This is a genomic window from Streptomyces sp. NPDC002643, assembly GCF_053592555.1.
Genome location: NZ_JBSFVY010000025.1, coordinates 122,080 through 146,608, shown reverse-complemented (window position 1 = coordinate 146,608; position 24,529 = coordinate 122,080). Strand labels below are relative to the sequence as shown.

Below are 24,529 nucleotides of genomic sequence, written 5' to 3'. Positions count from 1 at the left end.
GGTGAACCCGGCGGAGGTCAGCGGATGTCAGAGGACCTTGGACAGGAACGACTGGGTCCGTTCGTGCTGGGGGTTCGTCAGGACATCGCGGGGGTTGCCGGACTCGACGACCACGCCGCCGTCCATGAAGACCAGGCTGTCGCCGACCTCGCGGGCGAAGCCCATCTCATGGGTGACGACGACCATCGTCATCCCGGACTCGGCGAGGTCGCGCATGACGTCGAGGACGTCGCCGACCAGCTCCGGGTCGAGTGCCGAGGTCGGCTCGTCGAAGAGCATCAGCTTCGGTTCCATCGCCAGCGCCCGCGCGATCGCCACCCGCTGCTGCTGGCCGCCGGAGAGCTGGGAGGGGTAGTTGTCCGCCTTGTCGGCGAGGCCGACGCGGTCCAGCAGTTCCCGGGCGCGCTCGCGGGCCGCGGCCTTGCTGGTCCCCTTGACCTGGACCGGCGCCTCCATGACGTTCTCCACGGCCGTCATGTGCGGGAACAGGTTGAACCGCTGGAACACCATGCCGATGTCACGGCGCTTGAGCGCGACCTCGCTGTCCTTCAGCTCGTACAGCTTGTCGCCCCGCTGGCGGTAGCCGACCAGCTCGCCGTCGACGTACAGCCGCCCGGCGTTGATCTTCTCAAGGTGGTTGATGCACCTCAGGAACGTCGACTTTCCGGAGCCGGACGGGCCGATGAGGCAGAACACCTCGCCCGTCCGCACCTCCAGGTCGATGCCCTTGAGGACCTCGACCGGGCCGAAGGACTTGTGGATGCCCTCGGCCTTCACCATGGCGGTCATGCCGAGACTCCCTTCGGGCGGCGCGCGGGCAGCACGGCCGCCTTGAAACGCTGGATCGGGGTCGGCGGCAGCGACCGGGTCGAGCCCTTCGCGTAGTACCTCTCAAGGTAGTACTGGCCGACGCTGAAGACGCTGGTCAGGATCAGATACCAGGCGGCGGCGAGGAAGAGCATCTCCACGGTGGAGCCCGCGCTCTGGCCGATGTCCTGGGCGGCCTTCAGCAGATCCACGTACTGCACGGTCGACACCAGCGACGTGGTCTTCAGCATGTTGATGACCTCGTTGCCCGTGGGCGGCACGATCACGCGCATCGCCTGCGGGATCACGATCCGGCGCAGCGTCTTGGCGTGGCTCATGCCCAGCGCGTTCGCCGCCTCGGTCTGCCCCTCGTCGACGGAGAGCAGACCGGCGCGGCAGATCTCCGCCATGTACGCGGCCTCGTTGAGACCGAGGCCGAGCAGCGCCGTCAGCAGCGGCGTCATGAACGACGACCAGTAGTCCTTGTAGATCGGGCCGAGGTTGATGTACTCGAAGACCAGGCCGAGGTTGAACCAGACGAACAGCTGGACCAGGACCGGCGTACCGCGGAAGAACCAGATGTAGAACCACGCGATCGACGACGTCACCGGGTTCTTGGACAGCCGCATCACGGCGAGCAGGATGCCGCCGGCGATACCGATCACCATGGAGAGCACGGTGAGCATGAGGGTGTCCAGGACACCGCTGATGATGCGGTCGTCGAAGAAGTAGTCGGGGACCGCACCCCAGTTGATCTTCTTGGCCTGGGCGAAGGCGTAGATGATCGCGCCGAGGAGCGCGAGCGCGATGGCCGCGGAGACATAGCGCCCCGGGTGCCGGACCGGAATGGCCTTGATGGCCTCCGGGCCGGCGGGGGGCGTGTCCTCGGGACCGTCCGTCTTGTTGACGTCAACAGTCACGGGTGGAGCCTTTCGGAACCGAAGCGGTAATCAAAGGGTCAGGAGCCGCCGTTGATCTTGGCCTCGGTGATGGCGCCGTCCGCGACGCCCCACTTCTCGATGATCTCCTTGTACTCGCCGCTGTCGATGATCGCCTGGACGGCGGCCTGCAGCGCGTCCCGCAGCTCGGTGTTGTCCTTGGCGACGGCGATGCCGTACGGGCCCGCCTCGACCTGGTCGCCCACGATCTCGAAGTAGTCGCCGTCGCCGGAGGTCTTCACGGAGTACGCGGCGACCGGGTAGTCGGCGGAGACGACGTCCGCGCCCTTGGAGCGCATCCGGGTCTCGGCCTCGGGGTTGGTGGCGAAGTCCTCGATCTTCAGCTCGCCCTTGCCGTCGTCCTTGCACTTCTTCGCCTGGTCGGTGGCGAGGTCGTTCGAGAACGTGTTGCGCTGCACGGCGATCGTCTTGCCGCAGAGGTCGTCCCAGGTCTTGATGCCCTGGTCGTCGCCCTTGTTGGTGTAGAGCGAGACACCGGCCGTGAAGTAGTCGACGAAGTCGACGCCCGCGCCGACCTTCTTGCCGGTGTCGGCGTCGATGCCCTCCTGGCGGTCCTTGGTGTCGGTCATGGCCGACATGGCGATGTCGTACCGCTTGGCCGCCAGACCACCGATCAGGGTGTCGAACGTGGCGTTCTGGAACTTGAACTCCACACCGAGCTGCTTGCCCAGCGCGTTGGCGATGTCGATGTCGATACCGACCACCTTGCCGCTGCTGTCCTTGTACTCCACCGGCGCGTAGGCGATGTCCGACCCGACGTTGATCACACCCTTGTCCCGGATCGACGCGGGCAGCTTGTCGGCCAGCGGGGCCGAGCTGGTCGTGGCGGTGTCGGAACCCTTGTCCTTGGTCTGGTCACCGCACCCGGTGAGCAGCAGGGCGCCCGCGACCGCGATCGCTCCGACGGCGGCTGTACGGGTGCGCAGGCCGGTCGTACGACGGGTGGTGCTTGCGGTCATGGTGGGTTCCTCCGACGGGGTGGGTGGAGATGCCGGGCGGTCGGCGGGTGACACGCCTCTTCGAGTGTCGCGACCTCGTGTGATTACGGCATCTTGCCATTCGGGTATGTGCATTCAGATGACCCTCCATGTCAAAATCGGATAACGGGTTCACCCCCGGTTGACTCATGAACCGCCGTGGAGCGGGCGATCGGACCGGATCTTCTACGGAGTTCTCTTATTGCGGCCGGAGGATCTTCGGCGCATCTCAGGATGCGGTCGGCCGTGAATTCCGCATACGCGGCCGCATTCAAGCGGATTGCGACATGCGTGGACATGTCCTGTCGTGTCCTGCCATCCCTCGATGAGTCGCCGCGCCCATGATCGTCTTCAAATGACCTCCGAGTTGTGACCTTGAAGGTATGAACGGGTGTGGACTCGTCCTCGGCGCCGTCCGTCCGGTAAGAAGGTTCCTTACACCCCTCATCCGGGGCCCAGGGCGCGTGTGCGGCGCGCCCGTCGCGTCTGAGCCCGTACTCGTCGTCGTACGTATCGATGACCTGGGACTTACGCGGTGCCCGCCCACTCCCGAACCGGGAGCGGTCACCCTCAAACCATGAAGACTTAAGGGGTACAACAAAGTGGCAGCGGAGATTGTCAATCCTCGCACCGACAGCGGCGACACCAGGACGGGTCATACGGGCCAGGAGGGCGGCGAGCCGCTCGATTCCTTCGACCCCGTGTTCGCGCTGCACCGCGGCGGCAAGATGGCCGTCCAGTCCACTGTTCCGATCCGCGACAAGGACGATCTGTCCCTCGCCTACACGCCCGGCGTCGCGCGCGTGTGCACCGCCATCGCCGAGCAGCCCGAACTCGTCGACGACTACACGTGGAAGTCGTCCGTCGTCGCCGTCGTGACCGACGGTACGGCCGTGCTCGGCCTCGGCGACATCGGCCCCGAGGCGTCCCTCCCGGTGATGGAGGGCAAGGCGATCCTGTTCAAGCAGTTCGGCGGCGTCGACGCGGTGCCGATCGCGCTCGCCTGCACGGACGTCGACGAGATCGTCGAGACGGTGGTCCGGCTCGCCCCCTCCTTCGGCGGTGTCAACCTGGAGGACATCTCGGCGCCCCGCTGCTTCGAGATCGAGAAGCGGCTCCAGGACGCCCTGGACATCCCCGTCTTCCACGACGACCAGCACGGTACGGCCGTGGTGACGCTGGCGGCCCTGCGCAACGCGGCGCGGCTGAGCGGCCGTGAGATCGGTCAGCTGCGGGCCGTGATCTCGGGTGCGGGCGCGGCCGGTGTGGCCATCGCCAAGATGCTCGTCGAGGCCGGCATCGGGGACGTCGCCCTCGCCGACCGCAAGGGCATCATCTCCGCCGACCGCGAGGACCTCACCGACGTCAAGCGCGAGGTCGCCGGGTTCACCAACAAGGCCGGGCTCAAGGGCTCCCTGGAGGACGCCCTCACCGGCGCCGACGTCTTCATCGGTGTCTCCGGCGGTACGGTCCCGGAGGAGGCCGTCGCCTCCATGGCCGAGGGCGCGTTCGTGTTCGCCATGGCCAACCCGAACCCCGAGGTGCACCCCGATGTCGCGCACAAGTACGCGGCCGTCGTCGCCACCGGGCGCTCCGACTACCCGAACCAGATCAACAACGTGCTGGCGTTCCCCGGGATCTTCGCCGGTGCGCTGCAGGTGCGGGCGTCCCGGATCACCGAGGGGATGAAGATCGCCGCGGCTGAGGCGCTGGCCGCTGTCGTCGGGGACGACCTCGCCGCCGACTACGTCATCCCGTCGCCGTTCGACGAGCGGGTCGCTCCGGCGGTCACCGCGGCGGTGGCCGCGGCGGCTCGGGCGGAGGGGGTTGCTCGGCGCTGACCTTGGCGTCGGTCGTTTGGCGGCTCCGCCCCGCATCAGTGGGGCGGAGCCGTCGGCGTTTTCTCGCCCCCGCCGCCCCTACCCATTCCCGTCCCCAGGGGCTGTGCCCCTTTGCCCCCTGGCGCGTGATAGCTCGGGTGGTGTGGGTTGGTTGGCGGGTGCGGGTTGTGTGTGGTCGCTCGCGCAGTTCCCCGCGCCCCTGAAAGATCTGGAGGCACCCCATGCTTTTAAGGGGCGCGGGGAACTGCGCGACCGGCCCCCACCCACCCGCAGTCGAACAACTCACCCGGGGGTCTGGGGGCGTAGCCCCCAGTTGTGGATGGGACGGGTAGGGGCGGCGGGACGCGTGTCACAGGGCTCTCCGGTTCCGCCGGGCCCGGCATCCCCCTATGGTCAGGCCCATGTTCGCTGCCTACGCCGCCCGCATTGACCGTGACCAACCCCTGAACGGACTGGAGTTGGGGGACCGCCCGGCCCCGACCCCGAGGCCCGGCTGGACGACCGTGAACGTGAAGGCCGCCTCGCTGAACCACCACGACCTCTGGTCCCTGCGCGGCGTCGGTCTCCCCGAGGGCAAACTGCCCATGATCCTCGGCTGCGACGCCGCCGGCCTCGACGAGGACGGCAACGAGGTCGTCCTCCACTCGGTGATCGGCCAGACCGGCCACGGCGTCGGCCCCGACGAGCCCCGCTCGATCCTCACCGAGCGCTACCAGGGCACCTTCGCCGAACAGGTCACCGTCCCCACCTGGAACATCCTCCCCAAGCCCAAGGAACTCTCCTTCGAAGAGGCCGCCTGCCTCCCCACCGCCTGGCTCACGGCCTACCGCATGCTCTTCACCAACGCCGGAGTACGCCCCGGCGACTCCGTACTCGTCCAGGGTGCCGGCGGCGGAGTCGCCACCGCCGCCATCGTGCTCGGCAAGGCCGCCGGTCTACGGGTCTTCGCCACCAGCCGCGACGAGGCCAAGCGCAAGCGGGCCGTCGAACTGGGAGCCGTGGAGGCCCTGGAGTCCGGGGCCCGGCTGCCGCAGCGCGTCGACGCGGTCATCGAGACCGTCGGCGCCGCGACCTGGTCCCACTCGGTGAAGTCCCTCCGCCCCGGCGGCACCCTCGTCATCTCCGGCGCCACCAGCGGCGACCGCCCCTCCCACGCCGAACTGACCCGTATCTTCTTCCTCGAACTCAAGGTCGTCGGCTCCACCATGGGCAGCAAGGACGAACTGGAAGACCTCCTCTCCTTCTGCGCCACCACCGGCGTACGCCCTGTCATCGACGAGGTCCTGCCCCTCGACCGCGCCCGCGAGGGCTTCGCCCGCATGGAATCGGGCGACCAGTTCGGAAAGATCGTCCTCACCAATCCGTAGCCCCGCCAGGGTTCGGGCTTCGTCGATACGTCCCCCCGCTCGGTGCGTCACAGCGGCCGGCCTGATGCTTCCGGGCCGGCCGCCGTTGTGCCGGCCCTCGGCCCACCTCTTCGGCCTACCCCCTCGGCACCCGTAGCGTCGCCGCGATATGGGCGGCCGCTGTGGACAGATGGCGGCGGGTGTCCCGGAGTTGGTCCTCCGTCACCCCGTGGTCCCGGGCCGCGTCGCGGATGTCGTCGCGGAAACGGTCCAGGAGGCGGTCCAGGTCGCGGGCGGGGTCGCCCGTCGAGGCCTCGTGGACCCAGGCGGGCTCGTACACGCCCGGGAAGTCCTCGGGGGTGGTCGAGTAGTCGGGCTCCCCGATGCCCTTACCGGCCGATGGCGCACCGTCACCGTCACCGCTGCTGCCTCTGGGCTCGGTCGTGCCCGGGCGGCCGAAGCCGAAGTCCCTGCCGAACTCCTTGCCGAAATCCTTTCCGAACTCGCCGAACTCCTTGGCCAGTTCGGTCAGGCCCTCGCGCACTCCGGTCGGCCAGTCGCCTCGGCTGAAATGGTCCTGGACGTGGTCCTGGACCCGTTTGGCGATGCGCTGCAGTTCCTCCTGGGCCTGGGTGCGGACCCGCTCCTGGGCCTCCTTGGCCTGGCGGCGGGCGCGCTGCGCCTCCTCTCGGGCGCGTCGGCTCTCGTCCTTGGCCCGGCGGGCCTGCTCCTTCCACTCCTGCTTGACGCGGCGCATCTCCTCCTTCGCAGCCCGCCATGCCTCGCTGTCGGCGTACTCCCCGAACTCCCCGAGCGGGCTCTGCTCCCCAGTGCCCGTGCCCGTGCCCGCGCCTGTGCCCTTGCGGACGCGGGCCTCCGAGGCCGCCGCCCGCATCTCTCGGCGCAGGTCTCCCGCCGCGCCCTGGACATCGGCTCTGATCTCGGCGGCCAGCTCCGCCACCGACTCGCGGATCTCCAGCTCCAGGTCCGCCAACTCGCCGCTGCGGTCGGCCAGTTCGGCTCTGCCGGCGTCCGTGATGGCGTACACCTTGCGGCCGCCCTCGGTGGTGTGGGTGACCAGGCCCTCGGCCTCCAGCTTGGCCAGGCGCGGGTAGACGGTGCCGGCGGAGGGGGCGTACAGGCCCTGGAAGCGCTCCTCCAGCAGCCGGATCACCTCGTAGCCATGGCGCGGCGCCTCGTCCAGCAGCTTCAGCAAGTACAGCCGCAGGCGTCCGTGGGCGAAGACGGGAGGCATGTCAAGGCACCTTCTTGTCGGTCGTGGGGGTCGTGCGGGAGGCCGGGCAGGTGGCCGACTCGTCCGGCGCGGCGCCGCCCGGCCCCTCGGCCGCCGTGTGACCCGGCGGTTCCTCGGACGGCTCGGGGAAGCCGACAGTTGAATTGTCGGTCACGGCAGCGGCCCGAATCGTCCTCGGGGTGCCGGCGGAGGCATCGGTCGCGTCGACGGCCGAAGCCGCACCCGGTCGCTCCGATGCCCCGACGCCCACCCCCGGCCCACCCCTTTCCCTCGCGGCTTCACCCGGACCAGGGCCGCTGTCGGCCGAGGTGTCATCGCTCCCTTCCCACGTGGCTTCACCCGAGGCGGGATTGCTGTCGGCCGCGGTGCCACCGCTCTCTTCCCGCACGGCCTCGCCCAGTCCGGGGCCGCTCCCGATCAAGGCGCCATCGCCCCCTTCCCGCCCTTCCCGCACAGGCTCACCCGAGCCGGGACCGCTCCCGACCGAGGCGTCATCACTCCGGGCCCCGCCCCCGCTCGGTCCGGTTTCCCCACGCCCCGGCTTCTCCGGCTCCTCCTCCAACGGTTCCTTGTCCCAATCCAACGGCTCCCCGCCCAACGGCTCTGCGCCAGACGGCTCCCGGCCCCACACCTCGTCCCCCCGTGGCCCATTTTCCTGTGGTGGTCTGCGCAGCAAGGCGATCGAACCGGAGACGGTGGTCGCCCTGAGGCGGCCGTTGCCCGAGCCGAGGCGGCCGGTGACCTTGTGGGCGTACCAGGGGCCGCTGACGCGGAGGTCGTCGAAGGCGTTGGAGATGGTGCCGCCGGCGGTGTTGGCCTCGACCTCCGTGTCCGTGGGGTGGGGGAGCCGGATGGCGATCTCGCCGGAGACGCTGGTGAGGCCGACATCGGTGGGGCCGGAGGGGTCGAGGTCGAGGACGATCGAACCGGTCACCGAGTCCGCCTTCACGGTGGGGCACGAACCGTCGATGACCGTCAGGTCGCCGGAGACGGAACTCAGTTGGAGATCGCCCTTGAGAGCCTGCGCCTCGACGGTCCCGGAGACCGTCGTCGCCCGTACCTGACCAGTCAAACCCACCAGCGTCGTGTCGCCCGAGACGCCCTTCACCTCCGTACGCCCCTCGACGCCGGACACCACGGCTGTGGCGCCGAGCACGCCCACCTCCACGTGGGTGCTCGCCGGAACCGCCAGCGAGACCAGCGCGCTGCGTCGCCGTCCCTTGCGGTCGAGCCACTTCAGGAAGCCTTTCCAGGGCAGATCGTCGTAGGCGACCGTCAAGGTGCCGTCCTTCTGAGTCACCGTCAGCGGCGGGCCCTCCAGGGCGGACACCTCCAGACGCGCGGAACCCTCGTCTGTGCCCACGACGTTCACCGTTCCGTTGACGACGCGCACATGCAGTGCCGTCACCGGTTCGTCGAACGTGAGCCTTCGTGGCTCGGCGACGGACCACTCGGACATGGTGCGGACCTCCTCGACAGGGGCAGGACAGGTACCTGAACGGCGCTGGGCGCGGCCTCTCCACACCGCACACGCACTATCGCGTCTTCCGTAATTCACGATATATCGCGGTCGCGCGAAGTCAAGACACTCGTTCTGGTGATCTCGCGGGGACGTATGCGAACAAAACGCCCTAGCGTGGGTGCATGTCGACGGAAAGCTCCGCCCCCGCTCCCGGTGCCCTGCTGCTCTGCCGGGCGGGGGCCGACTCCGTCGCCACCGTCGCCCAACTCCTCCGGGAGCGGATGCTGCTCACCTCGGCCGGCCCCGAGTGGAGTGTGCTGGTGCCCGAGGGAAAGCCCTGGCTGCTAGGGAGCGAGCCCGTCGACCGGGTCCTCAACGGATGGGCCTCCGCCCTCGCCGTCGGCGCCCCCTGGCCCGTCCTCGCCCTGTGGTGGGACGCCGACCGCAGCGGCTACATCCTGGCCGCCGGTTTCCGTCGCACCGTCGGCTACATCTGGCTCGCCAACGGCACCCCGGTCGGAGAGCACGAGGCGATGCGCACCTTCGCCGCCCGGCTGGGCCTTGACCCGATCTTCGACGCGGAGTCCCTGGACGCCCTCACCGAGCCCGACCCCGCCGCGAACGCCCGTACGCGCCTGCTGAGCCTCCTCGCCGTCCTCACGCGCGCGGGAGTGGCCCTCCCCGCCGGACTGAGCCCCGGCGAACCCGCCGACCGGCTCCGCGAGGTCGCCCGCGTCCAGCGTGACGTCCAGCGCATCGAGTGGACCGGCTGGCGCGGAGCCGTCCGTGCGGAACTCGACGCCATCGAACGGGGACGCCTCGGCCCCTGGCTCCCCTGGGCGGGCACTCCCAGAGCCCGTGCCCTGGCCACCGCCCAGCTTCTGACAGGACTACCGCTCGCCCTCTGGGGGGTGTACCGCCGCAACGGCGGCTGGTTCGTGGCGGGCGGGCTCCTCATCGGCCACGGCGCCCTCGGCCTGCTCTACGACCTCTCCCACCCACGCGACTGACGTCCCAACCCACGCGATTGACGCTCGCACCCGCGTGACCGACGCTCCAGCCCTCCACGACCGACGCTCCAGCCCCTGACGCGCTACTCGTCGTCCTCGTCGTCCAGCCGCGCCAGCCACGTCGCCAGACGTTCCACCGGAACCTCGAAGTCCGGATTCAGGTCGACAAACGTCCGCAGCTGCTCGGCGAGCCACTCGAAGGTGACCTCCTCCTCACCACGCCGCTTCTCCAGTTCCTCGATGCCACGGTCGGTGAAGTACATGGAAGACGCTCCGTCGATTTCAGGGAAGGGCTCCGAAAAGCATAGAAGGGCCGACGCGAGCGTGGACACACGCCCAGGGCCACGGGCCGCCGAGCCGTCAGGTGCTCAGCCGTGCCGCTCGCGGGGTATGCCCTACGGGACGGCGGTGCGCCCAGAGGCGACACACGAGGCCTACCGATCACGGACTCAAGGGGAGGGAGAGCCACGCCATGGGCGTACGGGACGATGCCGCACGGAGCGAGGAACCGCTTCCGGACCTTCTCGAGCTGCGGCTCGCGGATCTACGGACCATCCAGCATCCCGTGCTGGCCGAGGTACTGGCGGAACTCCGAGAGAGAGCGGAGCAGCCGTCCGAGATGCTGTGGGGGTTCAACAACGCCTTCTGACCACGCCCCGCCGGTCCTGTGGCCGTGTCATGCCGGGTTCCGGCCGACCCGTCGGCCGAATCGGACACCTTCGACGGCGCCGCGTTTGTGCCGACGACGTGCCTGGGAATGGCACACCGGACGGTCAGGTCCATGGCGCACGCCCGCCGGAGGCGGGGTGCCGGACGCCGCGGGGGAAGAATGCGACAGCGCGGGGGCACGGACGCGACCACCGAGGCGGTACCCGCCCCGGCAACCGGGGCGCCCGCCCCCTTCCGGCAATTCATCGTCAAGGTGTACGGCCGCTGCAATCTCGCCTGCCGCTACTGCTACCTCTACGAGGGCCCCGACCGCACCTGGCAGGAGCGCCCCGGGCCGGCGTCGCCCCAGGTCCTTTCCCGTACGGCGGAGCGCATCGCCGAACACGCGACGGCGCATGGTCTGGGAGCGCTCTCCCTGGTCCTGCACGGCGGGGAACCGCTGCTCGCCGGAGCGGAGACCCTCGCGGGCTTCACCGAACGAGTACGGGAGAGCGTTCCGGACGCGTGTGCCGTCCACGCCGTCCTGCAGACCAACGCCACCCTTCTGACCGCGGCACGGCTCCGCGTACTCGCCCGCCACCGCATCCGGGTCGGCGTCAGCCTGGACGGAGGACTCCCGGCCCACAACGCACAGCGTGTGGATCACCGGGGCCGACCGTCCTGGCCGGCCGCCGCACGCGGTGCCCGGCTGCTCGCCGACAGCTTCCCGGAGTCGTACGCCGGGGTCCTGGCGGTCGTGAATCCGGAGACGAACCCCGTCGAGGTGTTCGACTCCTTGCTCGCGTTGCGCCCACCGGCTGTCGACCTCCTGCTGCCGCACGGCAACTGGTCCTCTCCGCCGCCGCACATCGACCCTGGACGGACCCCTGATAGGGCCGCCCCGTACGGGGACTGGCTGTGCGCCGTCTTCGACCACTGGTGGCAGAGCGCGCGCCGGCGGACGAAGGTGCGGCTCTTCGAGGAGTGCGTGGCGCTGCTGCTGGGTCTGCCGGCGGCCACGGAGTCGCTGGGCCTGGCCCCGTTCGACGCCGTCGTCGTGGAGACGGACGGTTCCATCGAGCAGGTCGACTCGTTGAAGTCCGCCTACGACGGCGCCGCCCGCACCGGGCTCGACGTCTTCGGCAACAGCTTCGACGAGGCGCTGCGCCATCCCGGAGTCGCCGCACGGCAGTCGGGAGCCGCCGCTCTGGGGCGGCAGTGCCGTGCATGCCCGCTGCTGACCGTGTGCGGGGGCGGCCACTACGCCCACCGCTACCGTGCCGGGCACGGCTTCTCGAACCCTTCGGTCTACTGCGGCGACCTGCAACGCTTCATCCGGCACGTGGCCGGAAGACTCGCCGCCTGGACGGGGCCGTCGAGCGGCGTCGTCGACGGTGCCGTCGCATCCCAAGGAGACCTGCGGTGATCTCGTCGGCGCTGTCCGAGGAAGCCCTCCGTGAACTGGGGCGCACCGGAGGCGGTCCCAAAACCCTGGCCCTTCTGGTACGGGACCAGCACACCCGTCGACTGTTCCTCCTCCGCGCCGTGCTCGATGCCGTCGAGGCCGCGGATACGAGGCTGTGCCCTCCTTCACTTCGTGAGCGCCTGAAGGAGGACTGGGCGCTGTTGGACGAGGCGGACATCGTGGGCGGGGAGAAACGTAACGGCATCTCCCCTGCCCGGGATCTGCTCCTGTATCCGCTGGTGGGCCCCTGGGCGCGTAGTTGTCTGCGGGCGCTGCGCGGCCGTGAGGTCACACGCTCGGAGGAGGAGCGGCGGCATACCCTGCACCGCGATCTGGCTCACTTCAGTGCGCTGGCGGCGTCCGCCGCGATCCGCGCGGGCCTGCCCTTCGCCGGGCGGCTCACGGCGCGGGACGGGGTCCTCTTCCTGCCCTCTCTGGGCGCCTTGCGTACTGCGGTGCCCGGGGAGACGGCGATCGAGGTCGTGTGCGGGAGCGGTCGAGTGATCTTGCGTCAGCCCGGTGAGATCGACACCGTGGTCCATCTGGAGGCCGGGGCGGGTGGGGTCACACGGTCCGACGATGCCGCCTGGAAGCCGCAGTACGCCTTGCCGGGGCTCCTGCCCGGCTCCCCGCCGGTGCCTCTCGATGATCTCGACCCCTACAGAGGAGTGAGCGGGCCGCGCCACCAGGACCTCAGTGGTCCCGCGAGCCTCGACGAGGCGGCGTGGCGTCGTTGGCTCGATTCCTGGTCCGGTGTTTTGGCGATGCTCCGGCTCGGGGGTGGGCAGCGGGGGGAGGAAGCCGCGGTACTGCTGCGCTGCCTTGTGCCGCTCGTCGAGCCGACGGGCGCCCACGGGGATGGTGGCGGCACGGTCACCGGCACGGGGAGTTGCAGCGGGACGCGACGTGAGGCGTTCGGCGCGGTGCTGAGCAGCGCTCCGCCTTCGCCGGCGACGTTCGCGGCAACCCTCGTGCACGAGATCCAGCACGCCAAGCTCGGTGCCCTCGGCGAGATGGTCACCCTTCACGGTGAAGGTTTGAGGGAACGTTACTTCGCCCCATGGCGGCCTGATCCGAGGCCATATGACGGCCTATTGCAGGGTGTCTACAGCCATGTGGCTCTGGCCGACTTCTTTCACCGCTGCGCGCTGGCCGACGAGGTGTCGCCCGCGCAGAGAGAGGCGGCCTGGCGTGAGCACGCGAGATATCGGGCGCAGGTTGCGGAGACCCTGCCGGTGATCGAATCGGGAGACCTCACGGCGGCGGGGCGGGCGGTGGTCGAAGGGCTGTCGGAACAATGTGAACGCATGAACGGCGATCCATCACCCCATCGAATACGGATTCACGCCGAAGAGGGCGTGAGGGCGGCTCGGATGCGCTGGATGAGCGTCTATGGCGACCGCTAAACGAGGGAGGTGAAGCGTGTCCTATCGGTGCCTGATCGTTTTGGTCGCATTCTGATCGCCTGGCAAAGAGGTGTAAATTCCAGCAAGTCGGATATTCTACCAATGATGCTGGTCTGTTGGCTGTGAAGCGCTCCAACTCGCGGCGCAAATAGACCTGTTGCCCTTCCCGGCTTGCGTCTAGACTCGCGCGGAGACGACCGCGGGGGAGGGGCGTTTCATGCCGGGAGGCCGTGTGTCGGCTGGGTCGGCCGACGGGCGTGCTGAGCAGACCATCACCGTCAGTTTCGCCGGCTACAACCGTGCCTGGGCGGCTTGGATCAAGGACCGGCTGGAACGGCGAGGACACCGCGTCAACACCCAGCGTTGGGATGTTCCGCAAGAGATTCCGCTGGTGGATCTCCTGCGGGACCTGAAGCTCGCCCCCGGTCGCATTCTGATCGTCCTCAGCGAGTGGTACTTCCAGCTGGGCGGCCGCTCGTACGACGAATGGAACGCAGCCCTTCGTGAGGTGGTCGTCCCGGATCGCGACAGGTTCGCGGCGGTCCTGGTCACCAATGCCTCGGTGCCCACGGCCACTACTGTTTTGGCGGCCGCCGATCTGAACAACCCTGGTGCGGACGAGGCCGAGCGGCGCCTGCTCGACCGGCTCGACATGCTCGGGCAACCCGTACTGCGCTCCGCCGCCGAACGGCCCGGCCCGCGATTCCCCTTGGCCACACCGGAGATCTGGGGCGGGGTTCCACGGCGCAACACCCGGTTCACCGGTCGCGAAGCCTTGCTGAACGACACATACGGCCTGCTGCAGGGCGCGGAGCCCGGTGCGGCGGTCGTGACCTTTCACGGCATGCCCGGGGTGGGGAAGACACAGCTGGCCGCCGAGTTCGTATACCGGTTCCGTCTTGAGTACGACGTCGTCTGGTGGGTGAACGCGGAAACGCGAGCCGTGTACCGGCGGCATCTGGCGGAACTGGCGCCCAAGCTCGGCCTCTCGACCGGCGCGGACTACGGCGAACGGCTGCGCGCCGTGCGGGACGCCCTACGGCGTGGGCGGCCGCACTCCCGCTGGTTGTTGGTCCTGGACGGTGCCGATGAGCCCGAGCAGATCTCGGACCTCGTGCCGACCGGCACCGGTGACGTACTCATCACGTCCCGGAATCCGCAATGGCGGAACCACAACAGCCAGTTGCTGGAAGTGCCCGTCTACTCCCGGCCGGAGTCCGTGGCCTTCATCGGCCGTCGCGCCCCACGGCTGAGCAGGCCCGACGCGCATCAGCTGGCGGAGGCACTGGAGGACCTGCCTCTGTTGTTGGACCAGACAGCCGGCTGGCTCAATGACTCGGACGTCTCGGTACAGGACTACATCGAGCTTTTGGAGCGAGGCATCGATCGCAACGCGGTGAGGGTATCCGCAGATTTCCCGCTTCCTTTCCGGAACGCCTGGTCGATACTCCTGAAAAAGCTGCGTGAGACAGTTCCCGACTCTGTCGATCTGCTGCGACTGTGTACGTTCTTCGCCCCGGGCCTCATTCCTGTGCGTCTGCTCCGGGAGATGCCCACCTATGGCTTGCCCGAGCGGATCAAAGAGTTCCTGGAGGACTCGGATCGATGGGCGAGGGCCATCACGCAGTTGCGGCGTTACTCCGTCATCCGAGAGGACTTCCAGGATGCTGCGGAGGAGACGGTGCTGTCCGGTGAGCCGTTTTATCTCCACCGGATGGTGCACCAAATCGTCCGGGAGCAGATGTCCGACGAGGAACGCGCCGAACTCGTCGACGTCGCGCGGCGGGCGCTGGTGGCGGCCGACCCCCGGGACCCCAGCGACCGTGCGCTATGGGGAAGGTATGAGAGGCTCGTGCCCCATCTCAAGCACGCGGACGTCCTGCAGAGCCAGGACGAAGGTGTACAGCGCCTGACCCTGAACAGCCTCAGGTACATGTATCTCTCCGGTGAGTTCAGGGCGGGCATCAAGCTCGGCGAGCGTGCCATGAAGGCATGGCGTCCACTCCTGGGTGAAAACCATCCGCGTATTTGGGAGCTCACCCGGCACTACGCCAACCTGCTCCGCGAGGTGGGCGACTACGAACGCTCGGAAGCGATCAACCGGGTTGTCGTCGACTTCATGACGGAAAACCCTCCGCCAAGGGCCCTGGACCATATTCGTGCAGTCAGCGGTCTCGCGGCTGATCTGCGCGGTCTCGCTCGCTACGACGAGGCCTTGGAACTCGATGAGTGGCTTGTCGCCATGTGTCGGGAACACCTGAGGGACGACTCGATCACGACTCGGCGTGTTCTCAACAACCATGGTGTCACTCTCCGACTCCTCGGGCGCTATAAAGACGCACTCGAAATCGATAAGCGCGTTTTTGAGGATCGGCTTCGACTCCTGGGTCCCAGTAATTCCGAGACGCTGTGGTCGCAATTGTCGCGAAACCTCGATCTGCGCCTGCTCGGTCGATACAAGGAGGCCGAGTCCGCTCAGAGGGACCACGCCCGCGAGTGCCGGAGGGAACTCGGAGAGCGAGATCGCGTCACTCTGCTCGCCGAGTACAACCTGGCGATCTGTCTCCGGCACGGGGGTGGTTCTGCCTCGGTCGGAGCCCTGCTCGCTGATGTGCGCGAGCGTGGCGAACGAGTTCTTGGGGAGACGCATCCCGACACCATGAGCTTCACCAGTACTTACAGTTGCTGGGCTCGGGAGTTCGGGAGTATTGATGAGGCTCGGACCGCCAGCGAGGCAGTCATCGCGTGGTGCGAAACCACGTTCCCCATGGGCCACCCGATGATCCCGGGATTCCGGTTGAATCACGCGTTGATTCTGCGTGACGTGGGTGAGCGTGAGCAGGCCCGTGATCTGGCCGAGCAAGCGTTGATCGACATGACCGCGGCCGTCGGGGAACTCCACCCCTGGACCCTCGGATGCGCCATCAGCACCTCCGCGATCCGCAAGCTGATGGGCGATCTGGAGTCCGCCGCCGAGCTCAGTGAGGTCACGGTGGGGCATGCCACGGAGTCCCTCGGCCGGACTCACCCTCTGACGCTCTCGGCTCGTGTCGCTCTCGCCGATGACCTTCGAGGACTGAGGAAGCCTCAGCAAGCCGAAAAGATCGAAAAGGAAGCGCTGGCAGATCTGCATCAGACCCTTGGGCCTCAGCATGTGCGTACCGTGTCCGCTCGTTCCCGTAAACGCCCGTACTGGGACTTCGAGCCCTTGTATCCGTGAGTGGGGGAGCCGTGGAGCGGAGGGCATAACCGGCGGTGCGCCGGGGAATGACCCAGATCTCACTCCCAACGACCGCACGCAACAATTGAGTTGACCAGGGGGACGTGTGGTGATTTTAGTGGGGCCCGTTCCGGCGGGAGCGGACGGGCCGATTCCCATCCAAGTCGAGACCGAACCGGCGGCAGCCGTCCCCGATGGCCTCGACGCCATCTACGGCGACGAGAAAACCAGGGGCCGAGCCACCCAACGCGTGGTGCAGAGTGCCCGTGATGCCTACACCGATGGATTGGACCTCGCCCGGCGATGTGCGGCCCAGGCCGTGCGGCGATTCGGTGAACTCAGTGATGAACTGAGGCCGGACGAGATCGAGATGCAGTTGGCCATCAAGGTCGACACCGGAGTGGCCGCTCTGGTCACCAGCAAGGCCGAGGCACAACTGCAGATCACCTTCCGATGGCGGACCGGCGGGCAGCCGGAGGAGCCGGGGGGAGATGCATCGTGAGCCAGGTGACGGCGAGCGTGCCGATCCTCCCCTACAGCCGCGTGGTCGGGCAGGACGATCTCAAGCTGGCACTGGAGCTCAACCACGTGGTCCCCCGCATAGGCGGGGTGCTGATGGCCGGGGCGCGAGGCACCGCGAAATCCACTCTCGTACGGGCATTCGCCCTGATGGTCCACTCGGAACTGCCGGTCACCCTGCCGATCAACGCGACGGACGACCGGGTGGTCGGCGGCTGGCAGCTGGAGGCACTGATGCGCGGCGAGGCCCGTCCGCAGCCCGGACTGCTGGAAGAGGCCGCCGACAAAGGACTGCTGTACGTCGACGAGGTGAATCTCCTCGACGACCACCTCGTCAACATCATCCTTGACGTCGTCTCGACGGGGGTGCTGTCCGTGCAGCGGGAAGGCCTGGCCACCGCCAAGCACTTGTCCTTCGGCCTGGTGGGGACGATGAACCCGGAGGAAGGCTGGCTGCGCCCGCAGTTACTGGACCGCTTCGGACTCATGGTCGCGGCCCGGCAGTTGGACACGGAGGCCCGGCACCAGACCATCAGGACCGTACTGACCTTCGAAGAGGAACGGGGGAAAGAGGCATCCGCCTGGCTGCGGGAGGCGGCCGCGGACGACGCGGCCGCGCGGGAACGGCTGGAAGGGGCCAGGGAGAGGGTCTACGACACGCGCGTGCCCGACGACGTGGCCCTGATGTGCGCCCAGGTGGCTGAACGGGTGGACGCCGTCGGACAGCGTGGCGAGATCGTCGCGACGCTGGCCGCCAGGGCGCTCGCCGCGCTGGAGGACGTGAATCCGGTCGAGCCGCGCCATCTGCTGCGGGTGTTGCCGATGGCGTTCCGGCACCGCCGGCCGGAGACCGCGCACGGCGGCACGTTCGACTGGGGGCCCGAGGACGGGGCCCGCGTCAAGGATCTCTTCGAGCTCGGCTGAGGCAACCGATGCCCACCGAGCCGCCGAACGACGCCGCGCCCGGCTCCGGCGCCCCCGGCCTGTCGGAGCCGACGGAACACTCGGACGCGCTGACGGCCCGGCTGTGCAGGGCCTTTGTCTGTGCCGCCGTCGATCCCGCCCTGTCCAGCGTGTTGTTGTTCGACCTGGAGCCGCGACTGCTCGATCCGGTGACCCGTCTCTTCAACCGGATTCTGGGCGGCGCCCGGCAGCAGGCGCCTCCCATGGTCATGCTGGGCGCCACCAGCCGGGACGAGGACCTGTGGGCCCGGCTCGTACTGCGACAGGAACCCGACGGCATCGCGTTCCACCTGACCCCCGGACCGCTCATCCAGGCGGACGGTCGCGCCGGGCCGCCGCCCGTGGTCGCCGTACCCGATCTCAACCGGTTGAGCGTCGCCGGCATGCGCGGGGCGGTCCAACTCCTGGGCGCGGACGTGGCCGTGGTCGAGCACGCGGGGCTCCGGCACGCGGCCCGGCCGCGCGCCCGCTGGCTGGCGGCCTGCCGCTCGGCCGACGCGGGCCGCATCAGCGGTCATCTGCTCGACCGGTTCGCCCTCCGGCTGCCCGTGGCGGACCTGAGGCCGTTCGACGTCGAGACGCTGCTCGCCACTGTGCCGTCCACCTGGCTCGACATGGCGGCCCACGCCGCGGACGCCTCCGGCGACGCCCCACCCGTCACGGTCACGGACTCGGCGATCAGCCGCACCAGCCTGCTCCTGGGGCCGGAAGCCAGCGTTCGCAGGGAACTCGCCCTCCTCAGACTCGCCCGCGCGCTCGCCCTGTTGGAAGGGGAGCGGGTGGCCGAAGCCGGGCACTGCGACGCCGCCGCCCGTCTGATGGGACTGGCCGTCACGGAGACGCACCCGGCCGGCGAGCAGTCGGCCGACAGCACACGTTCCTCGACCTTCCGGCCCCGGCCCCGCCCTCGGCCACGCGGCGACACCACGGACCGACGAGGAGCGGACCCGGCCGACCCACGGCCCGCCGAGGGGAACCAGGCACTGTTGGAGCCCGAACCGGCCGAGGGAGTCGGCAGCGCTCCGGGCGGCGCCCCCGCCGTCCTGGCCACCCCGTACCCGGAGGACCGAGCCGACGTACCGCGTGACTTCGCGCCCCTGCGCAGCCCCTGGCAGCGCACGGCCGGACGCGCCTCGCAGCGTGGGGTGGTGATCGGCACCCGGCGGGCTCGTGATCTGAGCGACCTGGCCTATGCGCGGACGGTCCGCGAGGCCGCCGTGCACCAGCGCGTCCGCCGCGCCGGCCGCTTCACCGTGTCACCCGTCGACCTGCAGAGCTACGTCCGGGCCGGCACACCGGAACGCATGCTGGTGCTGCTCCTCGACCACACCTGCCGAAGGGACTGGGACTGGCAGGACGCCCTCACACCGTTCCTGCACTGGGCGTACACGGAACGGGCCGCGGTCCACGTCGTCGAGGTCGGCAGCGCGGACACGGCGGACGAACTGAAAGCCGAGTCCTTCGCCTCGCGCAGCGTCCTGGACCCGCGCATCCTCGCCGCCCTCTACCGGCCACCGGGCCGGGCCAGCCCGCTGGCGCACGGCGTCGAACAGGCCGCACGGGCTCTGCGTCGGGCCTTCCGGCAACACGGCAGCGGTCTCGTCGAAGCGTGGCTGGTGGTGATCACCGACGGCCGGGGCAACATCCCGTTGCGTGTCAGCCACACCGGGCGGCTGAGCGGTCCGGTCGGCGCGGAAGGCGTGGCCGACGCCCTGCGCGCCGCGGCCGACATCCGGGCCATGGACCGGACACGACTGCACGTCTACGTGGTCGACGCGGGCCGGGAACCCTACGGAGACCTGCCCTTCTCCCTGGCGGACTCGCTGGGCGGAGCCGTGGTCGACGGGCGCGCCCACCAAGGCCCGGCCGGGGACGGGGGAGGAGACGCCGGTGAGTGGTGAGCCGCAACGCGGCCCTCGCTGGCTGACCGGAGCGGGCAACGCGATCCGTCGCGCACCGTTGGCCAGACCCCGAGCGGCGGTCCGCCGTGAGGCACCGTCGCTCCTGCACCTGCTGCGCCCGAACGAACCGCCCACGGGGACGGGCACGGTCGACGCCAGGCTCCACGACCAGCTGGAGGAGGGGTGCGCCGTGTTGCACGTCATGCGGGCCGGCGGGCAGGACGAGTACCGGTTCCAGGGCTGGTGCGGCGATCTCGTCTGCTCCAGCGGACCGGCACGGCTCACCGCCCCCTCCGTCGGCCTCGGCAACGCCACGGAGTCGGGCGAGTTCCCGTCCGAGATCCTGCGCTGTACCCAACTCTGGTCGGGCAACCAGGGGGAACTGGCCGACTGGATCAACCGCCTGCGGGCCCGGCACGGGGACCGGCTGCGCCTCGTCGTGTGGGACGACACCGGCCTGGAGCTGCCGTGGGAGCTGTTCTGGGTGCCTTCCGACGACCGGCTCGGACTGCCCGGAGGGCTGCTGGGCTCCCTGCTCCGGCTGGCCCGCTGGATGACCGTCCACGACGGGAGCCAGGGCCTGCCCCAACGCACCGCGGAGTGCCACGGCAGAATCCTGGCCTATCTGCACCAGGACATGGTCGACGACGGTCTGCTCTTCACCCCGTACGTCCACCAGACGCATCCGCGGATGACACCCTTCCTGCGCGCCCTCGACACCCCCGAAGAGCGCACCGGCCTCGTCTACATGGGCTGCCACGGTACGTACGGCGACGCCGTCATGCGGCTCACGCTGGCCGACCGCACCTGGGCGGAGTACAACGGCCAGACGATGCACGTCCTGCGGACGGACCGCTCCCTGGTGTGCCTCAACGCCTGCCACTCGGGGCGCTTCGTCCACAACCGCGCACAGGGCGAGCACGCGCTGCGCGGCTTCGCCGAACTCTTCCTGCGCAAAGGGGCGGGCGGGTGCATCGTCGCCGCCGGACGGGTAGGAGATGTGGAGGCCCGCATACTGATCCGGCGGCTGATGCGCGAGGTGGCCGACCACCCCGAGCGTCCCGTCACCGAGACCCTGCGAGCGTTCCGGGCCCGCGCGGTCGAGGACTTCGGCACCCTGGCGGCCATCCCCACGACGCGCAACGATGAGGGGCACGTCGACATGGTCGGTCAGAAACGCGTGCTGCGGCTGCTCTACGCCTTCATGTTCCACTACTACGGGCATCCGCTCACCACCTTGCGGCTCGTCAGCGACAAGGGGCACAGCGCCTGGGGAGGGGGCTCGTGATGAACGTCGACGAGCACACCCTCTTCATCGAACCGGTCGTGGCCTGGCCCCGCGTGGCGGAGACGGAATGCGACTACCTGGTCACCGTCGACCTGAGGGGGCCGCTGCCGGAGGAGGACACCGAGCGGGCCTGGCCCTACCCGGAGGAGGAGTTCACCTTCACCATCAGCCTGGACGGCTCCCCCTACTTCGTCTGCACGGCCCTGGACGAACCGAGCGTCGTCCTGCACCGGTTCGGCGGCACGTACGGCCCCGCCCACTTCCGGGTGTCGACCGCACGGGCCACCGGCAACGCGTCGCTGTGGCTGACGGTGAGCAACCAGTGGGGCGTACCGGTCCGCAAGGCGGAACTCGCCTCCGAGATCCGGGAACGCGAGCCCGGCCGGGCGCCGGCGGCGCGCCTGGCGGCGATCATGCGCGAGCGGGTCTCCTCGGCGAACAGGCTGCCGGAGCCACCACCGTCCGATCTCGCCGACCAGACATGGAGCCCGTCGGACCACCGCACCGGGGCCTCCCGCGTCCCCCTCGTACCCCTGCGGCACGGAGATCCGCCGGACGCCGGACGCGGGCGCCGACGCCGCCGGCCACGCACCGGGCGCCAGACGGTCACCATCAGCTTCGCCGGCTTCGACCGCGCCTGGGCCGACTGGATCGCGCACCGGCTTGAGCAGCGCGGCCACCGCGTCGTGCTCCAGCGATGGGGCCCACCCCGGGGCGTGGACCTCAGGGAGGCGTTACGGGACCTCCTGCTGTCGCCGGGGCCGGTTCTGCTGCTCTTCAGCGACCCGTACTTCCGCCTGGGCACCCGCACCCGTGAGGAATGGGACGCGGCCTTCCGAGAAGTCGTCGTGCCGAGCGCGCAACGGTTCGCCGCGGTCACGGTGGCCCCCTCGGTCCAGCCTGCGACGGCGACCGAACTCGACGCCGTCACCCTGCACGACGTACGGGCCGACGAGGCGGAACACCGCCTCCTGGACCGTCTCGACCTCCCCGCCGACCCACGGCCCGAGTCCGCGGAGACCGGCCCGCCGTTCCCCGTCCACACCCTGCGGGTCTGGGGACGCGTACCGGAACGCAACGACCGCTTCACCGGCCGCGTGCCCCTGCTGAACGCCACCTACGAACTGCTCCAGCGCGAGAGCAGGGTCACGCTGCACGGCCTGTCCGGGGTCGGCAAGACACAGCTGGCCGCCGAGTACGCGTATCGCTTCGCGTCCGGCTACCACGTGGTCTGGTGGGTCAACGCGGGCAACCAGGCCACGTTCCGACAGGGCCTCGCCGAGCTGGCCCCGGCCCTGGGACTGCCGACCGGAGCCGCGTACGGCGAGCGGCTGCGTGCCGTGCGGGACGCGCTGCGCACCGGCAACCCGTATCCGCGCTGGCTGCTCATCCTGGACGGTGCCGACGAACCGGACGAGATCCGGGACCTGGTGCCGTACGGCCCGGGCCATGTCCTGATCACCTCGTGCGACCCGGAGTGGGGCAATCACCGCGGCGGGCTCGTGGAGGTCCCGGCCTACGACCGTCAGGAGTCGGTCGCGTTCATCCGCCGGCGTGCCCCACGGCTGACCCCGGACGACGCGCACCGACTGGCGGAAGTGCTGCAGGACCTGCCGCTTCTCCTCGACCAGACAGCGGGGTGGCTGGACGAGTCGGGCGTGCCGGTGGCGGACTACCTCGACCTGCTCGCCAGGGACGCCGGTCCGGACAGTCCGGTCCATGTGCCCGACGACTTCCCGATGAGCTTCCGTACGGCGTGGACCATCCTGCTGGACAAGTACCGGGCCGCCTCCCCCGACTCGGTCCAACTCCTCAGGCTGTCCACGTTCTTCGCCCCCGACGCGGTCCCGGCCCATCTGATCCGAAGGACACCGGCCGACGAACTGCCGTACGACATCGCGCGGTTGCTCACGGACACGGCCCGCTGGAACCGTGCTGTCGAGCAGCTGCGCAAGTACTCCGTGGTCCGGGTCGAGCATCCGGCGCACGATCCGACGCGGGAACTGCTGTCACTGCACCGGATGGTGCACCAGACCGTGCGCCACGACATGGCGGTGGAGGACTACCGGCAGAGCGCCACCGTGGCTCGGCTGGCGCTCGTCGCGGCCGATCCCGGCAGCCCGGACGACGTCACCACATGGTCGCGGTACGCGGAACTGGTACCGCACCTGGAGTACGCGGAACTGCTGTCCAGCCCGGACCCCTCCGCGCACCGGCTGATTCTGAACTGCCTGCGCTACCTCTACGTGTCGGCGGACAACGGCACCGGCATCCGCCTCGCGGAGCAGACCCTGACGGCCTGGCAGGAACTCGCCGGCGAGCACCCCGAACTGTCGTGGGACCTCGGCCACCATTACGCCAACCTGCTACGGGCGGTGGGCGACTTCCGGACCAGCGAGGCGGTGAACCGTGCGGCGGTCGAGGACCACCGCGCGACGGGAGGGACGAGGCGGCGGGCGTACCTGCGGGCGATCGGCTCCCTCGCCGCGGACCTGCGGCCCCTCGGCCGCTACGAGGAAGCGCTGGACCTGTCCGAAGAGGCGTGTGCGGGCTATGCCGATCTGGACGGGGAGCATGCCCCGTCGACCCTGGCCGCGCTGAACAACAAGGCCGTGTCCCTGCGCCTGCTCGGCCGCTACACGGAAACCCTGGCGATCGACCAGGCCGTCCTCCGGCACCGGCGGCGGGTCCTGGGCCCGCGCGACGTGTGGACGCTGTCCTCCGAGATCTGGTGTGCCGTCGACCTTCGCCTGCTGGGCCGCTACAGGGAGGCCGTGGACCTCCAGACGGAATGCCTGGAACGGCACCGGGAGGTCCTCGGGGACGAGCACGCGCAGACCCTCTACGCCGAGTACAACCTGGCCCAGTGCCAGTACCGGATGGACGACGTCGAGGGCGCCCGCGACCGGTTCGGCGCCGTACTCACGAGAGGCGAACGGATCTATGGCCGGTCCGACTCCCGCACGCTGATCTTCGCGGTCGCCCAGTCCTGCTACGCGCGCGAGCACGGCGATGTGGACGAGGCACGCCGACTGAGTGAACTGGTCGTCGACCGGTACGAGCGGCTGCTCGGGCCGACACATCCCTATACCGCGGGGGCCCGGGGCAACCACGCCCTCGTCCTCCGCGCCGTCGGTGAGCGGGAGCACGCGCACGCACGCGCCGAGCGGGCACTGTCGGAGATGAGCGCGGCGGTGGGGCCCGGGCATCCGTGGACGCTGGGCTGTGCCATCAATGTCGCCGCGACACGCTGTCTCACGGGCCGCCCGGAGTCGGCGGCCGCACTCAGCCGGGACACAGTGGCCCGCGCGGCTCACACACTGGGGCCGGACCATCCCCTGACCAAGGCCGCCCGGCGGGGCCTGGAGGCGGATCTGTCCGCACTGCGCGATCCCAAGGACGACCAAGGGGAAGCTCTTCGCGAGCGCCCCTTCTGGAACTTCGAACCGCTGACCACGTAGC

General features: G+C 69.5%; 17 protein-coding genes and 1 pseudogene. 12 read left to right on the top strand and 6 right to left on the bottom strand.

All coding sequences use genetic code 11. The features are described from left to right. Positions 1-27: 27 nt before the first annotated feature. From ACWD4G_RS32420 to ACWD4G_RS32410, 3 genes are read right to left on the bottom strand one after another with little or no spacing between them, the layout of a single operon-like run. Positions 28-789, bottom strand: coding sequence for an amino acid ABC transporter ATP-binding protein (locus ACWD4G_RS32420; RefSeq protein ID WP_451299763.1), 762 nt, complete (start codon positions 787-789; stop codon positions 28-30). Further along, positions 786-1,727 (bottom strand): amino acid ABC transporter permease, encoded by a 942-nt coding sequence (locus ACWD4G_RS32415; protein ID WP_451299761.1) that lies wholly within the window; start codon positions 1,725-1,727, stop codon positions 786-788. The genes ACWD4G_RS32420 and ACWD4G_RS32415 overlap by 4 nt, the downstream gene beginning before the upstream one ends. Before the next feature lie 38 nt (positions 1,728-1,765). Next, complete coding sequence (locus ACWD4G_RS32410) at positions 1,766-2,725, bottom strand: ABC transporter substrate-binding protein (RefSeq protein ID WP_451299759.1); 960 nt, start codon at positions 2,723-2,725, stop codon at positions 1,766-1,768. Positions 2,726-3,345: 620 nt separating this feature from the next. Between ACWD4G_RS32410 and ACWD4G_RS32405 the strand changes: the two genes are divergently transcribed. Next, complete coding sequence (locus ACWD4G_RS32405) at positions 3,346-4,584, top strand: NAD(P)-dependent malic enzyme (RefSeq protein WP_451299757.1); 1,239 nt, start codon at positions 3,346-3,348, stop codon at positions 4,582-4,584. Positions 4,585-4,985: 401 nt separating this feature from the next. Beyond that, positions 4,986-5,951 carry a zinc-binding dehydrogenase gene (locus ACWD4G_RS32400; protein ID WP_451299755.1) on the top strand — a complete coding sequence of 322 codons (966 nt, stop codon included), beginning with the start codon at positions 4,986-4,988 and terminating at the stop codon, positions 5,949-5,951. 115 nt (positions 5,952-6,066) lie between these two features. Here ACWD4G_RS32400 and ACWD4G_RS32395 read toward each other — a convergent pair whose 3' ends face one another. Both ACWD4G_RS32395 and ACWD4G_RS32390 read right to left on the bottom strand, forming a co-directional pair. Then, on the bottom strand, positions 6,067-7,185 hold the full coding sequence (locus tag ACWD4G_RS32395; RefSeq protein ID WP_451299753.1) for a helix-turn-helix transcriptional regulator: 1,119 nt from the start codon (positions 7,183-7,185) through the stop codon (positions 6,067-6,069). Between the two features lie 583 nt (positions 7,186-7,768). Next, positions 7,769-8,644 (bottom strand): annotated as a pseudogene (locus ACWD4G_RS32390) (DUF4097 family beta strand repeat-containing protein); the annotation flags it as partial. A 185-nt stretch (positions 8,645-8,829) separates the two neighbouring features. On the opposite strand from ACWD4G_RS32390, the gene ACWD4G_RS32385 reads away from it, so the two are divergent. After that, entirely contained in the window at positions 8,830-9,657 is an 828-nt protein-coding gene (locus ACWD4G_RS32385; protein WP_451299752.1) for a hypothetical protein, read from the top strand. 83 nt (positions 9,658-9,740) lie between these two features. On the opposite strand, the gene ACWD4G_RS32380 is transcribed toward ACWD4G_RS32385, so the two are convergent. Further along, a complete protein-coding gene (locus tag ACWD4G_RS32380; RefSeq protein ID WP_003992906.1) occupies positions 9,741-9,920 on the bottom strand; it encodes a DUF6104 family protein in 180 nt (59 codons plus the stop codon). Between the two features lie 209 nt (positions 9,921-10,129). On the opposite strand from ACWD4G_RS32380, the gene fxsA reads away from it, so the two are divergent. From fxsA to fxsT (ACWD4G_RS32335), 9 genes are all read left to right on the top strand, one after another. Continuing rightward, the gene (fxsA, locus tag ACWD4G_RS32375; protein ID WP_451299750.1) at positions 10,130-10,306 is read left to right on the top strand and encodes an FxSxx-COOH cyclophane-containing RiPP peptide; all 177 of its coding nucleotides are present in this window, start codon (positions 10,130-10,132) and stop codon (positions 10,304-10,306) included. A gap of 180 nt (positions 10,307-10,486) precedes the next feature. Beyond that, positions 10,487-11,731: an FxsB family cyclophane-forming radical SAM/SPASM peptide maturase gene (locus ACWD4G_RS32370; RefSeq protein ID WP_451299748.1), complete on the top strand. Its 1,245-nt coding sequence runs from the start codon at positions 10,487-10,489 to the stop codon at positions 11,729-11,731. Beyond that, positions 11,728-13,176, top strand: a complete 1,449-nt coding sequence (locus tag ACWD4G_RS32365) for an aKG-HExxH-type peptide beta-hydroxylase (RefSeq protein ID WP_451299746.1) — start codon at positions 11,728-11,730, stop codon at positions 13,174-13,176. Before ACWD4G_RS32370 ends, ACWD4G_RS32365 begins: the two co-directional genes overlap by 4 nt. Positions 13,177-13,393: 217 nt before the next feature. Then, positions 13,394-16,396 carry an FxSxx-COOH system tetratricopeptide repeat protein gene (gene fxsT, locus ACWD4G_RS32360; RefSeq protein WP_451299744.1) on the top strand — a complete coding sequence of 1,001 codons (3,003 nt, stop codon included), beginning with the start codon at positions 13,394-13,396 and terminating at the stop codon, positions 16,394-16,396. 106 nt (positions 16,397-16,502) lie between these two features. Then, complete coding sequence (locus tag ACWD4G_RS32355; protein ID WP_451299742.1) at positions 16,503-16,898, top strand: CU044_2847 family protein; 396 nt, start codon at positions 16,503-16,505, stop codon at positions 16,896-16,898. Then, on the top strand, positions 16,895-17,839 hold the full coding sequence (locus ACWD4G_RS32350; RefSeq protein ID WP_451299740.1) for an AAA family ATPase: 945 nt from the start codon (positions 16,895-16,897) through the stop codon (positions 17,837-17,839). Before ACWD4G_RS32355 ends, ACWD4G_RS32350 begins: the two co-directional genes overlap by 4 nt. Positions 17,840-17,847: 8 nt before the next feature. Beyond that, complete coding sequence (locus tag ACWD4G_RS32345; RefSeq protein ID WP_451299738.1) at positions 17,848-19,779, top strand: magnesium chelatase; 1,932 nt, start codon at positions 17,848-17,850, stop codon at positions 19,777-19,779. Next, entirely contained in the window at positions 19,769-21,067 is a 1,299-nt protein-coding gene (locus tag ACWD4G_RS32340; protein WP_451299736.1) for a CHAT domain-containing protein, read from the top strand. Before ACWD4G_RS32345 ends, ACWD4G_RS32340 begins: the two co-directional genes overlap by 11 nt. Next, positions 21,067-24,528 carry an FxSxx-COOH system tetratricopeptide repeat protein gene (fxsT, locus tag ACWD4G_RS32335; protein WP_451299734.1) on the top strand — a complete coding sequence of 1,154 codons (3,462 nt, stop codon included), beginning with the start codon at positions 21,067-21,069 and terminating at the stop codon, positions 24,526-24,528. Before ACWD4G_RS32340 ends, fxsT (ACWD4G_RS32335) begins: the two co-directional genes overlap by 1 nt. Position 24,529: the final 1 nt, after the last annotated feature.

Excerpts from the sequence above, each read along its gene's own strand:
- ACWD4G_RS32420 (WP_451299763.1), bottom strand. The coding sequence starts at position 789 with ATGACCGCCATGGTGAAGGCCGAGGGCATCCACAAGTCCTTCGGCCCG.
- ACWD4G_RS32410 (WP_451299759.1), bottom strand. The coding sequence starts at position 2,725 with ATGACCGCAAGCACCACCCGTCGTACGACCGGCCTGCGCACCCGTACA.
- ACWD4G_RS32400 (WP_451299755.1), top strand. The coding sequence starts at position 4,986 with ATGTTCGCTGCCTACGCCGCCCGCATTGACCGTGACCAACCCCTGAAC.
- ACWD4G_RS32395 (WP_451299753.1), bottom strand. The coding sequence starts at position 7,185 with ATGCCTCCCGTCTTCGCCCACGGACGCCTGCGGCTGTACTTGCTGAAG.
- ACWD4G_RS32385 (WP_451299752.1), top strand. The coding sequence starts at position 8,830 with ATGTCGACGGAAAGCTCCGCCCCCGCTCCCGGTGCCCTGCTGCTCTGC.
- ACWD4G_RS32380 (WP_003992906.1), bottom strand. The coding sequence starts at position 9,920 with ATGTACTTCACCGACCGTGGCATCGAGGAACTGGAGAAGCGGCGTGGT.
- fxsA (WP_451299750.1), top strand. The coding sequence starts at position 10,130 with ATGGGCGTACGGGACGATGCCGCACGGAGCGAGGAACCGCTTCCGGAC.
- ACWD4G_RS32370 (WP_451299748.1), top strand. The coding sequence starts at position 10,487 with ATGCGACAGCGCGGGGGCACGGACGCGACCACCGAGGCGGTACCCGCC.
- fxsT (WP_451299744.1), top strand. The coding sequence starts at position 13,394 with ATGCCGGGAGGCCGTGTGTCGGCTGGGTCGGCCGACGGGCGTGCTGAG.
- ACWD4G_RS32345 (WP_451299738.1), top strand. The coding sequence starts at position 17,848 with ATGCCCACCGAGCCGCCGAACGACGCCGCGCCCGGCTCCGGCGCCCCC.
- fxsT (WP_451299734.1), top strand. The coding sequence starts at position 21,067 with ATGAACGTCGACGAGCACACCCTCTTCATCGAACCGGTCGTGGCCTGG.